The organism is Biomaibacter sp. TOL, from assembly GCF_059717795.1.
In genome coordinates this window covers 2435352-2449374 of the sequence record NZ_AP046092.1, presented here as the reverse complement: position 1 = coordinate 2449374, position 14023 = coordinate 2435352, and the positions used below count along the sequence as shown (strand labels likewise).

Below are 14023 nucleotides of genomic sequence, written 5' to 3'. Positions count from 1 at the left end.
CCTTTACCGCGTTATCTTATTTGCAGGAGTTTCCATTATACCGCAGCTTTTTATATACATATTCTATATTCTGCATATATTTTTATTTTCCTGCTTGAATAAATGTACATTAATCTACAATTCAAATAATTGTTTAAACCCTTCATATATGTATGGAGGCTTTTTTCGATAAATGGCAAAAAGATTCGGGTGTAAAAAGCTTTTCTGCCGGAGATTGCCTGCACCTCCGGCAACGGACCTGGTTTTTACACCCGAATCATCAATTTCAATTAATTTAACGTTTTTTCCTATTTATCCTGCAGAATGTTTAAATACTGCCTGATTACTTCCCGCACGATGGGCCCCGCATTGGCTCCGCCACCGCCGGCATTTTCCACCACCGCCGCCACGGCAATCTTTGGATCTTCTGCCGGGGCAAAACCCACAAACCACGCATGGGTCTTGCCGTGAGGGTTCTCTGCACTGCCGGTTTTGCCCGCCACCGTTATTCCATTTATATTCGCCGGCTTGCCGGTGCCGTTTTGTACTACATCCACCATGAGGGCTTTTACTTTATCGGCTACGGTTTTATCCAGCACCTGCTTCGGCACTTCGGCTTTGTGCAGCGATTTTTCAAATCCCAGAGGGGAAACGATTTTTTGAATAATGTAAGGCGTCACCAGCTTCCCATCGCCGGCTATCACCGAAGCCACCCGAGCCATCTGGAGCGGTGTGGCCAGTATCTTCCCCTGCCCGATGGAGTCTTCCGCCAGTTCCACCTCTCCCCCCAGGGCCGGGGGTTTCGGTATGGTGCTGGTTGCTATGGGGATATCGGTATCCAACTTTGCATTAAACCCAAAGGCCTCGGCCATTGAAAAAAGATTGTCCGACCCCACTTCCTGCCCTATCTGTATGAACACCGTATTGCTGGAATATCTGAAGGCGCTGCTCAGATCGTAGTCGCCGGGCCACAGGTTTTCGTAATCCCTTATTATTCTGCCTTTTATCTTTACATACCCCGGCGTGTAATACGTTTTCTTCTCTATTTCCGGATGGCTGGAAAGCGCCGCCGCCAGTGTAATTATTTTAAATGCGGAACCCGGCGGATAAAGGCCCTGTGTAGCCCGGTTTATCAGGGGTTTATCAGGATTATTCAGCAAGCTGTCCCATTGGCCCTGAAGATTCGTAGCGTCATACCCCGGCGAGCTTACCATTGCCAGGATGGCGCCTGTATTGGGGTCTATGGCTGCCAGGGCCCCCCGCCTTCCCCGGAACAACCCGTAGGCCGTCCTCTGCAATTGTGAATCGATGGTGAGATACACATCATTTCCCCTGTCCGATACACCCAGTATCTTCTGTCTGAGTAAAATCATCGGATCCTTTTCAGTCACTCCCAATAGTTCGCCGTTTAGAGCATCTTCCAGGCCCGCCCTGCCGAACCTTCTGTCGGAATATCCTATCAGAGGGCCGAAGGCTTCGCCTCCGGGATAAATCCTTTTTTTAACATTTCCTTCGATGACGGTATCCGCCATGGGCCTTCCTTTAGCGTCGTAGATGGTACCCCTTAAAACTTTATCTTCCTGTTCCCACAACCTTCTGTTGTATGAACTCTGTATCAGCCTGTCCCTCTCATAAGCCGTAAAATATGAAAGATATATGATAAGAGAAATAAAGAGCCCGCAAAATATCCCAAAAATAATCTTTATGTTTTTTCTGAGCCTATCCATCGGCTTCTTCTCCTCTCTCGCTTTGCCGGATACCGTTCAAAATGCCCAGGGAAATGAAGCTCATGACCATTGAACTTCCTCCATAGCTCATGAAAGGCAGGGTTACACCCGTCATGGGAATAAGCTTTATTACTCCTCCTATAATGGTAAATACCTGAAGGCCGAACATGGTGGTAATGCCCAGTGCTGCCAGAGCTAAGAAACTTTCTTTTGCGGAAAGGGATATTTTGATACCGCGGTACACTAAAAGGAAATACGCCACAGTAAGCGCCGCCGCTCCCAGGAAACCAAACTCCTCGGAAAATCCCGAAAAAATGAAGTCTGTCGTAACCGCCGGAATGTATTCCGGATGGCCCATGCCGAGGCCCGTTCCGAAAAAACCTCCCTGGGCAATGGCAAAAAGGGACTGAACGATTTGATATCCCCTTCCGGGCACATCCTGCCACGGATTGAGCCATGCCTCCACTCTGATTCTAACATGACCGAAAAGATAGTATCCGAAAACCGCAGCGATGCCTGCTGCCCCAAGACCCGCTGCGGTCATGTCGATGCGGGAAGTAGCCGCAAAAACAATAGCAAGAGCGGTCAGGTAAAAAAGCATGGCCCCGCCCAGGTCTCTCGCCAAGATGAGAAGGCCGACCGCCGCCAGAATCTCTCCCGACAGCCGCAGAGCGTTGTCTAGTTTCCCGTCTTTTAATTTTCCGGCAAGAAAGAGCACGAATGTTATCTTGGCCGGCTCCGATGGCTGGAATGAATAATTCGCCAGCTGTATCCAGCTTCTGGACCCACCTCTTTCCACCCCGAACAAAAGAGGCATCGCCAACAGTATCAGAGTCGCTGCTAAAAAAAAGCGAGGATTTATCTTGATTTTAACCCAGTATTTGATAATTGCCGAACTTAAAACAAATGCGAGCACTCCAATGGCAAACCAATTTATCTGCTTTAAAAACGCGGCCGGATTTATTCTGTAAAGCATAATAAGCCCCAATTGGGTTATAAAACAGGAAAGGATAAAAAGAGCCGGGTCCTGTCCGTAAAGCAGGTAGTTGGTCAGAAAATAGCCTGTAAACATGATGGTTGAAAAAGCAATGGCTCCATATAAAGGTGCGGGAGAAAAAGGCTCGGTTTTCAGGGAAAGGAGGAAAAAAGCTATAAAACCTATAAGGGCGGTGGCGCTCAAAGTCTTGTTATAAATTGCTTCCATTTTTAATTCCACGGCTTTCCCTCCTCAAAAACGTAAATTTCCTGTCTCCCAGCACCACTTCATCATTCTCCCGCAGTTTGAAAGGCTTTTTTATCTTTTTGCCGTTCACAAAAGTGCCGTTGGTACTGTTCAGGTCCTGAATCAGCATATTCCGGCCCCTCTTGGTTATAAGAGCGTGTTTGCTGGAGAGAAACGGGTCTTCTATCACAATGTCGGAATCCGATGCCCTTCCTACGGTATTTATGGGAAACAGAGGATATTCCCTTCCGTCTTCGTCCAGCAGGTAATACCCCGTTTCCCCCGGATGCTGTTTATCCATTGTTAAATCAACGACCATAACTTTTAAAAAATTATATAAAAAATAGTAAATAATTCCTATTAAAATAAACTTTCCCACCTGGGCCATAAGCTCATACACAAAAAATCACCTCTATTATATTATATCACAAATAATAAATGGTAATCTTTTGCCAGTCCCGGTCCTTAAACTTACAGTATAAAAAAAGCCGAAAATCCCTATTCTAAAATTATAGAAGGAGGGAAACTAAATGAAAAGATTTTTGTCTTCTCTTTTTATATTGCTCACAGTTTTTTCTCTCACAGTTTTTTCTCTGGTATCGGGCGGCTGCTCGGTCAGCCGCAAGCCTGCACCAAAGCCCGCTTCTCCCAGCAAAGTAACACCGACTCCTGCAACACCGGCTCCAAAACCCGCCACTCCTACTGCCCATACTCTCGCCTCTAAACTGGCCAGTGCGGCCGAAAAAGTTGAAGGGGTAAAATCGGCTACCGTGGTTGTTTCCGGATCCACGGCTTTTGTGGGCCTGGAGATAAAACCCGGCGTCGAAGCCAAAAAAACCGACGAAATAAAAACAAAAGTAGCCGACGCGGTAAAGAGGGCTGATGCCAGAATAAAAGCCGTTAATGTGACCACAGATCCAAATCTTATAACGAGATTGAAAAAGATTGCTGAAGGTATTAAGGCCGGAAAACCAATTTCGAGCTTCGCAAAAGAGCTCACGGAAATAACGCGGCGGATGGTTCCCAGGGGCAAAGTGAAGTAAGAAGAAAACAAATCCTGCGCTAATACGCAGGATTTATTTTTTGCCAATCATCTGTTTGGTATATGAATTGAAGTTAATATCCGATAATTCTGGCCAAACTGGCTATCACTTCCCGCAGCACCATCGGTGTCCTCACCATGGCCGTCCTGTGCACTCCCGCACCGGTCACATCCATCCCCAGCTTCTTCGCCTCCATTACAGCCCGAAAAAGGTGAAAGTCGTGGGTTACAATAACAGCCTTCTTCCAGCCATATCTCTTCATAATTTCAAAGGCTCCCTTCAAATTCTCACCGGTATTTCTGGAACGAATTTCTTCGTAAACGGCATCCCCGGAAATTCCCCTGCGGACAAGCTCGTCTCTTGCCGCCCTACCTTCAGGAATAGGATTGAAACTTCCCACGCCGCCTGTTGTTATAATGGCTGGGGCGAACCCTTGCCTGTAAAGGGTCTCTGCCAGTTCAATTCGCTCCAGCAATGCAGGGCTTGGGCCGTCTTTCCATACCGCTGCGCCCAGGACAATAATGGCATCGGCTTTTTCGGGTTCACAATTTCGACCGTACCACTCAATATATACATACATCCCCCCTGTTAATAGGATCAATAGAATAACCAGAATTAATGCAGTATAGATAAACCGTCTCATAATCCTGCTCCGTAGAGTTATTTTAATTTATCCGCCAGATTCCAAAGGGCATCAGGATGTATGAAGCCGTCAACATTTGCCTCTATGCATATGTGCAGGTACATTATATCATATTATTGCAAATTATTGCAAAACATTATAAAACCAATGCAATCCGAACTTCTTTTTTATTATAAATCAAATGTCTGAAAAGGTTTAAACCTGAACGTTTTGTGAAAATTAATAATGTACTTTTGCAAAAAAGCAACAGCTTCGGGTCAAAACCCTGCTTGCCCAAGCCTGTCACAGAGTTTGCTAAATAAATAATTCGCTAATCAATAATAAAAATGCTCGGTATACAAATACGGCAGACTACAAAATTTATGTCTCGGCCGAGTTTTCCTACCCGCCAGTATCCCCGAGTACTGTTGACTGCTTGTTGGAGGCCGGCACATATAGATAGTCTTCATACCCGCCATCATCCATGCGTACAAACAGCTGCAGACCGCAAAATACAATCTATGAGATACTATCGGTATTAAAATGGCAGGTGTGAAATGAAAATGTAAAAAATAAAATCGTCGACCTATAATAACGTAAAAACACCTTAATATCGACGACATATTTTTATTCTCGCTTAGAAATTTTAAAAACCCTCAAAGTCTTTATTTTTCAATAACAGCATGGTATAATATGCATTGAAAAATGTTTTTTTAATATTAATGTACTTATTTAATACTATAATTATTCCGCATAAATTGCCAAATATAATTGGTTTTTAGCCTCCCTATAAGGGATTGAAACCCTGGACGGTATTCCCTTTATCACGTTCCTTTTTAAGTTTTTAGCCTCCCTATAAGGGATTGAAACAGCAAAATCAAATATTCCATACACTCTTGTTCCCGCGTTTTTAGCCTCCCTATAAGGGATTGAAACTCGGCACTTGAAGTTTTGGTAGCACTGCCACCGCTCGCGTTTTTAGCCTCCCTATAAGGGATTGAAACGTTTGTACGCCAAAACTGGCCGATGGGCACTGCTCCCAAGTTTTTAGCCTCCCTATAAGGGATTGAAACTTTTTCACCTGTTTTTATAAGAAAAGAAAACCGGTTTTGGTTTTTAGCCTCCCTATAAGGGATTGAAACGATGTGAGGTAGAAATAAAGAATAAGAAGCTTAAGTAGTTTTTAGCCTCCCTATAAGGGATTGAAACATTTGGCGGAGCTTCTTTTTTGCGTCTTTCACTTTGGTTTTTAGCCTCCCTATAAGGGATTGAAACCGGCTACCCAGAATTTCCTTGACGTAAGTTTTTGTGTTTTTAGCCTCCCTATAAGGGATTGAAACGACCTTCTCGACACCGATGTGCCTTGCAACCGAATCAAGTTTTTAGCCTCCCTATAAGGGATTGAAACCAAGATCATCCTTCAAAGATGTCATAGAATTTACTACGTTTTTAGCCTCCCTATAAGGGATTGAAACGATAAAACTCATATAGAAGCACTTATACGTTTTTATTCGTTTTTAGCCTCCCTATAAGGGATTGAAACAGATAAAAAAATAAAGAGGATTTAAACCTCTTTAATAGTTTTTAGCCTCCCTATAAGGGATTGAAACTAGGTGCTTGAAGTGGGGGCTTGTGTAGCCCTAGTGTTTTTAGCCTCCCTATAAGGGATTGAAACTGCTACACTAACACTACCTGGAAAAGTTTTGTCAATGTTTTTAGCCTCCCTATAAGGGATTGAAACAAAATTTGAAGAGGTGAAATAGAATGGACAAAAAATCGTTTTTAGCCTCCCTATAAGGGATTGAAACAAAAATTCCTGCACTGTCATTTTCTTCGGGTCAATCGTTTTTAGCCTCCCTATAAGGGATTGAAACATGTTGCATGTATTGGCGAACTCGCATACACAACCAGTTTTTAGCCTCCCTATAAGGGATTGAAACTAAATAATAAAGTCTTTTATAAATGCCCTTTTTGTGCGGTTTTTAGCCTCCCTATAAGGGATTGAAACTATTTGTTGCAAGATCTATAAATATTTGTATGTCGTTTTTAGCCTCCCTATAAGGGATTGAAACACTAATTCTGTGCAGGCGGGCTTTTGCCTGGTCGTAGTTTTTAGCCTCCCTATAAGGGATTGAAACACTTCTTTAAGTGGTCCAGGGAGAAGCCTATTTCCTTGTTTTTAGCCTCCCTATAAGGGATTGAAACTGAAATTAAACCTGTTAAACCTGTTGAATTTAAAACGTTTTTAGCCTCCCTATAAGGGATTGAAACTAAGAGAATTTAATATTTTCCCTCCACCCATACTTTTGTTTTTAGCCTCCCTATAAGGGATTGAAACTTTGCTTCCATGAAATTACTCCTTCCTCCTTCGCATCCGTTTTTAGCCTCCCTATAAGGGATTGAAACGCCACTTTGGGCAATCTTTCCTGCCTCCGATGTCTTGTTTTTAGCCTCCCTATAAGGGATTGAAACATTGTGAGGACTGCTACGACCGCATGTTCACGACATGGTTTTTAGCCTCCCTATAAGGGATTGAAACAAATTTAATGGGACCGGAGAAAGACCTAATTTTAATAGTTTTTAGCCTCCCTATAAGGGATTGAAACGTATCTGTCATTGAACTATATGCCGCTGTCATTCTTCGGTTTTTAGCCTCCCTATAAGGGATTGAAACAGGGCGGCTGCGCCTGGCGAAACATGGAGGAATACGAACAGTTTTTAGCCTCCCTATAAGGGATTGAAACCCGAAACTTCTACCGGAAAAATAAAAACGGATAGAAAGTTTTTAGCCTCCCTATAAGGGATTGAAACGATGGCAAAGGGCAATGTTTGTTCCACAAAATTTCCGTTTTTAGCCTCCCTATAAGGGATTGAAACCGGATTTCAGTGCCCCTGCGATGGATTCTTTCTCCGTTTTTAGCCTCCCTATAAGGGATTGAAACAGGTAGATTTAAAACCTAAAACAGTAGAACAGCCGCAAGTTTTTAGCCTCCCTATAAGGGATTGAAACTTTTATATACCTCCAATTTTTTATTTTTGCACCGGTTTGTTTTTAGCCTCCCTATAAGGGATTGAAACTCTATCTATCATTATATCATCACTAAATCACTTGTCGTTTTTAGCCTCCCTATAAGGGATTGAAACTTGAGAAGAAATAGCAAGCAGGTTCGAATCCTGCCCGCGTTTTTAGCCTCCCTATAAGGGATTGAAACACAGCAACGTCTTTAAGTTTTATGTCTGGATTCGGGTTTTTAGCCTCCCTATAAGGGATTGAAACAACTGGCTACCGGCGGCATCGTGACAAAAGAAATGCTTGGTTTTTAGCCTCCCTATAAGGGATTGAAACCTGTTCGTATGCGTTGTTCAGTATCGATTATATCGAAGTTTTTAGCCTCCCTATAAGGGATTGAAACCTGGAGGGACATTCGACGGTATACGTCCTTCCAATTGTTTTTAGCCTCCCTATAAGGGATTGAAACGTCTCCTCACCGTCATCGGGACATTGGCGGGTAATCCGGTTTTTAGCTTCCTATAAGGGATTGAAACCTGTTCGTATGCGTTGTTCAGTATCGATTATATCGAAGTTTTTAGCCTCCCTATAAGGGATTGAAACTTCGTACCTAGCAGCCGCAAGAGCGGCTCTGTACGAGGGTTTTTAGCCTCCCTATAAGGGATTGAAACCGGCCTCCCTAATTTTTCTTCGATAGTATTCGCATCTCGTTTTTAGCCTCCCTATAAGGGATTGAAACACTGGATGCCGATGACGCCCGGGATGCCCGGGCCAGGGTTTTTAGCCTCCCTATAAGGGATTGAAACACCTGAATTTCGCCGCCGTATGCAAATGGGTCCAAGTTTTTAGCCTCCCTATAAGGGATTGAAACAGGAAAAAGAAGATTTTGACATTGTTACCTATATCTGGTTTTTAGCCTCCCTATAAGGGATTGAAACTAAGCAACATCTTCCTCCTGAGCTGCTGCTTGTCTGGTTTTTAGCCTCCCTATAAGGGATTGAAACTCAGGTCCCGGCAGTCGAGGAAGTCGGGAAAATCTTGTTTTTAGCCTCCCTATAAGGGATTGAAACTCTAAAACCCGCAACGGTTGCGGGTTTTTTTATTATGTTTTTAGCCTCCCTATAAGGGATTGAAACAATGAGACCCGACGCTTTCGTACGAATTCCGCTTGAAGTTTTTAGCCTCCCTATAAGGGATTGAAACTTTCCTTGATCTTGCGCTCGTTTTGTCTGACTGACAAGTTTTTAGCCTCCCTATAAGGGATTGAAACTGCCAAATAATGGCGCAGTAATAATCATGCCATCAAGTTTTTAGCCTCCCTATAAGGGATTGAAACCTTCTCGTAGTGCAATTGTCCGTCCGGGGACGGGTCCGTTTTTAGCCTCCCTATAAGGGATTGAAACGCTTTCATGGAAGCCGAGCATTTATATTCCGTCAGCGTTTTTAGCCTCCCTATAAGGGATTGAAACGGAGGTATTAATCATCCTGCCTTAAATGAAAAAATCAGTTTTTAGCCTCCCTATAAGGGATTGAAACCATATGCTGTCGTGTTGCCAATTTGCAAAACTATCTGTTTTTAGCCTCCCTATAAGGGATTGAAACACATATATTTGGCTATCTTCTTGGCCCAATTCTTGTGTTTTTAGCCTCCCTATAAGGGATTGAAACTTGTTCTGTCTTCTTTTTAGCCCACCATTGCTTCAAGTTTTTAGCCTCCCTATAAGGGATTGAAACCCAGGAGTTTCTGTTTTTGTGCCAAAAGTTCAGTATGTTTTTAGCCTCCCTATAAGGGATTGAAACTCTTTTCCAGGAAGGTCTGAGCGTTCCCGGTCTCGTTGGTTTTTAGCCTCCCTATAAGGGATTGAAACTGATAGGTGAAGCAGGCCCAGAAGCCGTGGTACCATGTTTTTAGCCTCCCTATAAGGGATTGAAACCGAAAATCACCAGGTTGTGTCGTATCAGAACCTGCCCGTTTTTAGCCTCCCTATAAGGGATTGAAACTGTAATTGATTTTGCTGTCTAAGCTGTCGATTGTAGGTTTTTAGCCTCCCTATAAGGGATTGAAACTTTCCGGAGGTTGTTTTTCATGGCTATTGAAAATGAAGTTTTTAGCCTCCCTATAAGGGATTGAAACAATAAAGGTACTTTCATAAAAAAGGAGGAAAAAAAGTTTTTAGCCTCCCTATAAGGGATTGAAACTTTACATTCCCCTGCGCAATAAACCGGCACTCAAATGTTTTTAGCCTCCCTATAAGGGATTGAAACTATGGAGCTTTTATCAACTTCTCCCCAAGCCCTGTTGTTTTTAGCCTCCCTATAAGGGATTGAAACCAGTTTTCCTTGTTGCAGTTTGGATTGTTTAAGGCAGTTTTTAGCCTCCCTATAAGGGATTGAAACGCATGTTGTGGTATCTATATCCAGCGCCTCCGCTATCGTTTTTAGCCTCCCTATAAGGGATTGAAACTACTTGGCACCTACCCAGTGAGTAACCGGCGGCAAAGTTTTTAGCCTCCCTATAAGGGATTGAAACCTCGGTGGCGTCCCGGTCAAGATTGATAGGCGCATCGGTTTTTAGCCTCCCTATAAGGGATTGAAACTTTGCGCTCCATGTCGTTGAATATGAGTAATAACCGGTTTTTAGCCTCCCTATAAGGGATTGAAACTTTTGCTTTTTCCTGTTGCTACTGCACTTCCCAATTCCTGTTTTTAGCCTCCCTATAAGGGATTGAAACTCGGTGTTGCAAGAGGATAGACTGGGGCCTGCATTTCGTTTTTAGCCTCCCTATAAGGGATTGAAACACCGGACAGGTAGATGGGCGGGAAGATTGGTGCAGGGTTTTTAGCCTCCCTATAAGGGATTGAAACCGGAGAGGGCAACACCGCCGAGGACATCAGGGACCTCAGTTTTTAGCCTCCCTATAAGGGATTGAAACTTTTTGGGGCACCCCCCCTATGGGGGCTGGCCTCCGTTTTTAGCCTCCCTATAAGGGATTGAAACACTTTTCTTTTGTTTGCTTCTTTAATTGAAACATCGTTTTTAGCCTCCCTATAAGGGATTGAAACAAAGCTTCAAAACACGTTTTTGATGTTTTTAACACAGTTTTTAGCCTCCCTATAAGGGATTGAAACTATTTTCGGTATACGATTCAAACAGGTGTCTGGAATGTTTTTAGCCTCCCTATAAGGGATTGAAACCAGCAGAGTTTTTGCAAAAGGAATACATTTATATATGTTTTTAGCCTCCCTATAAGGGATTGAAACAACTCTTTTTTCCTCTTCCTCCATATTGTATTTTTAGTTTTTAGCCTCCCTATAAGGGATTGAAACAAAGCACTTCTCTTGTCGTATCCAGGGCAATTGCAAGGTTTTTAGCCTCCCTATAAGGGATTGAAACCGGAATTTAAAAGGCCCTGGATAAACCCCGTAAAGGTTTTTAGCCTCCCTATAAGGGATTGAAACAGGCTATCGGTCGAATTATGTCGAACAATTTTTTTTGTTTTTAGCCTCCCTATAAGGGATTGAAACTTTATGTTTACCTCCTTTTATGTTGCCCGGCATTTGGTTTTTAGCCTCCCTATAAGGGATTGAAACATTTATTGTTTTTGTTTTTGGCGACGCACACGGGAGGTTTTTAGCCTCCCTATAAGGGATTGAAACCTATCTGCCATGCATTGGTTGACAATTGACACTATCCGTTTTTAGCCTCCCTATAAGGGATTGAAACGGAAGACCAACATAGTAGCGACACCGCCCTACCCATGTTTTTAGCCTCCCTATAAGGGATTGAAACAACCTCCACAACTTTTCAAGTGGCTAGAAGCAGTTCGGTTTTTAGCCTCCCTATAAGGGATTGAAACTAGCATACGTGAAGTTCTTTGACCCGTTTTCCCAGTGTTTTTAGCCTCCCTATAAGGGATTGAAACACCTCCGGGGGTTTCGCTATTGGGTAGAGTGCTCAGGAGTTTTTAGCCTCCCTATAAGGGATTGAAACACAACGCCGTCTTTCCGCCCCGGCTCGGCCCCCAGCAGGTTTTTAGCCTCCCTATAAGGGATTGAAACTTGATGGGTATGATGCGTTCAAATCTTGTTCCAGAGTTTTTAGCCTCCCTATAAGGGATTGAAACACTTCAAGGAAGACAATTTCTTTTAGCTTGCCTTCGGGTTTTTAGCCTCCCTATAAGGGATTGAAACAAATTTTTATAAGGATTGCCTTCGCCTACAGCTTTTTGTTTTTAGCCTCCCTATAAGGGATTGAAACCACTTCTCGAAATACGCATCTATCGCAGCTTGAAGCGTTTTTAGCCTCCCTATAAGGGATTGAAACAATTCCGATAGGCCGGTGATTTTGCCGGCAAGATATAGTTTTTAGCCTCCCTATAAGGGATTGAAACTCGTTTCATAATCCAATAAAACTTCCCTCGATGTATCGTTTTTAGCCTCCCTATAAGGGATTGAAACCAACAACTCCGGGTCTGGCCGTGGATATGGCATCTCTGTTTTTAGCCTCCCTATAAGGGATTGAAACAAGTAGGGCAAGGGAGGGAGCCGTGAAACCCGGCGGGTTTTTAGCCTCCCTATAAGGGATTGAAACTATCGGATGCCCAGCTCCTGGAGCAGCTTCTCGATGGCGTTTTTAGCCTCCCTATAAGGGATTGAAACCCTTCTCTATTGCCGCCTTTGCCCAGTGCTTTTCAGTTTTTAGCCTCCCTATAAGGGATTGAAACTTTCTGAAAGGCCTTTGACAGGATATTTGGTAAAAAGTTTTTAGCCTCCCTATAAGGGATTGAAACCCCTGCCGTAAAAGGCATACCTAAATACTTATTCTTGGTTTTTAGCCTCCCTATAAGGGATTGAAACAAGGATATTCCATGCACATTATCAATTCAATTTTTAAGTTTTTAGCCTCCCTATAAGGGATTGAAACGCACTTCCTTTGCTCCATCTTTTTCAAACTGGAATGTTTTTAGCCTCCCTATAAGGGATTGAAACAAGATTATGCAATAAAAAAGAGTGGAAAATTTAAAGAGTTTTTAGCCTCCCTATAAGGGATTGAAACCTGGACAATACACACCAGCTATGTCGGAATCATTGCGTTTTTAGCCTCCCTATAAGGGATTGAAACAAGAAGTAATTGCAGAACTTGAAAAGAAGCAGAACGAGTTTTTAGCCTCCCTATAAGGGATTGAAACATCTAATGCCGTTATATATGGCATCACGTGTCAAGGTTTTTAGCCTCCCTATAAGGGATTGAAACCCTTTATTCTTTCAGGTTGTCTGGGGTGTATTTCGTTTTTAGCCTCCCTATAAGGGATTGAAACTTATTTTGTCGGAAGGCCTCGGCCTGAACGTGGACAGGTTTTTAGCCTCCCTATAAGGGATTGAAACGCTTTCCAAAGAACTGATGGCCCCTGTTTGTATCAGTTTTTAGCCTCCCTATAAGGGATTGAAACACGTTAGGACCGCCCTTGCAGGAGGGTTTATCTCCGGTTTTTAGCCTCCCTATAAGGGATTGAAACCTGCCATATAATCCCGCTCTTTGCACATCTGCTCTAGTTTTTAGCCTCCCTATAAGGGATTGAAACCCAGAGTTTTTCCTGGTGGGCTCCGGCGTCCCCGATGTTTTTAGCCTCCCTATAAGGGATTGAAACCTTTCGATATATTTCATTCTAAGACCTCCTTTTCTTTGTTTTTAGCCTCCCTATAAGGGATTGAAACTTTTGTAGAGTAGCAACTTTCCTGCCGGAACTAAAGGTTTTTAGCCTCCCTATAAGGGATTGAAACTATCCCAGGGGAGCATATCCCCCATTAAACCTGGCCTGTTTTTAGCCTCCCTATAAGGGATTGAAACTGCATATTTACCCTCATGGCTTAATCATCTCCTTTCCGTTTTTAGCCTCCCTATAAGGGATTGAAACACAGAACTCTCATTGCTAAAGCGGCCATAACTTCCGGTTTTTAGCCTCCCTATAAGGGATTGAAACCGGGGCATAAGCCCCGCCGTAGCGGCAAAGCCGCCGTTTTTAGCCTCCCTATAAGGGATTGAAACTGCGCATCTTTCTTCTTTGCACTCAACATCATGTAATGTTTTTAGCCTCCCTATAAGGGATTGAAACCCCCCCTATATGGGAGATCCGACCCCTGGCGCTCTCGTTTTTAGCCTCCCTATAAGGGATTGAAACTTGCGTATACGGATAAACCATTTTTTGTATAAAACAGTTTTTAGCCTCCCTATAAGGGATTGAAACATCGCCCGTGCTACGATGTCCTTCTGTGCCTGGGTCAGTTTTTAGCCTCCCTATAAGGGATTGAAACTTGTATTCGGGACTTTTTCGGACACTCGCGGTCCCGAAGTTTTTAGCCTCCCTATAAGGGATTGAAACGGTCGCTCCCGATGCGGAATTATATGCTCTGCCTAGGTTT

General features: G+C 43.4%; 5 protein-coding genes and 1 CRISPR repeat array (1 of these 6 running past the window's edge). Of the genes, 1 reads left to right on the top strand and 4 read right to left on the bottom strand.

From position 1 onward, the window contains the following. Positions 1-287 precede the first annotated feature (287 nt). Genes AC6I1H_RS12110 through AC6I1H_RS12100 form a run of 3 tightly spaced genes read right to left on the bottom strand, consistent with a single transcriptional unit; the run spans position 288 to position 3328 of the window. The gene (locus tag AC6I1H_RS12110) at positions 288-1706 is read right to left on the bottom strand and encodes a peptidoglycan D,D-transpeptidase FtsI family protein (protein ID WP_497737822.1); all 1419 of its coding nucleotides are present in this window, start codon (positions 1704-1706) and stop codon (positions 288-290) included. Further along, entirely contained in the window at positions 1699-2910 is a 1212-nt protein-coding gene (locus AC6I1H_RS12105) for an FtsW/RodA/SpoVE family cell cycle protein (RefSeq protein ID WP_497740780.1), read from the bottom strand. Before AC6I1H_RS12105 ends, AC6I1H_RS12110 begins: the two co-directional genes overlap by 8 nt. Then, positions 2894-3328: an FHA domain-containing protein gene (locus AC6I1H_RS12100; RefSeq protein WP_497737821.1), complete on the bottom strand. Its 435-nt coding sequence runs from the start codon at positions 3326-3328 to the stop codon at positions 2894-2896. Before AC6I1H_RS12100 ends, AC6I1H_RS12105 begins: the two co-directional genes overlap by 17 nt. A gap of 130 nt (positions 3329-3458) precedes the next feature. Between AC6I1H_RS12100 and AC6I1H_RS12095 the strand changes: the two genes are divergently transcribed. Further along, entirely contained in the window at positions 3459-3971 is a 513-nt protein-coding gene (locus AC6I1H_RS12095) for a YhcN/YlaJ family sporulation lipoprotein (RefSeq protein ID WP_497737820.1), read from the top strand. 73 nt (positions 3972-4044) lie between these two features. Here the strand turns inward: AC6I1H_RS12095 and AC6I1H_RS12090 are convergent, their stop codons facing one another. Further along, entirely contained in the window at positions 4045-4551 is a 507-nt protein-coding gene (locus AC6I1H_RS12090; protein WP_497737819.1) for a YdcF family protein, read from the bottom strand. 816 nt (positions 4552-5367) lie between these two features. After that, a CRISPR array of direct repeats spans positions 5368-14023; the repeat unit is 30 nt; unit sequence GTTTTTAGCCTCCCTATAAGGGATTGAAAC; it runs 428 nt beyond the window's last position.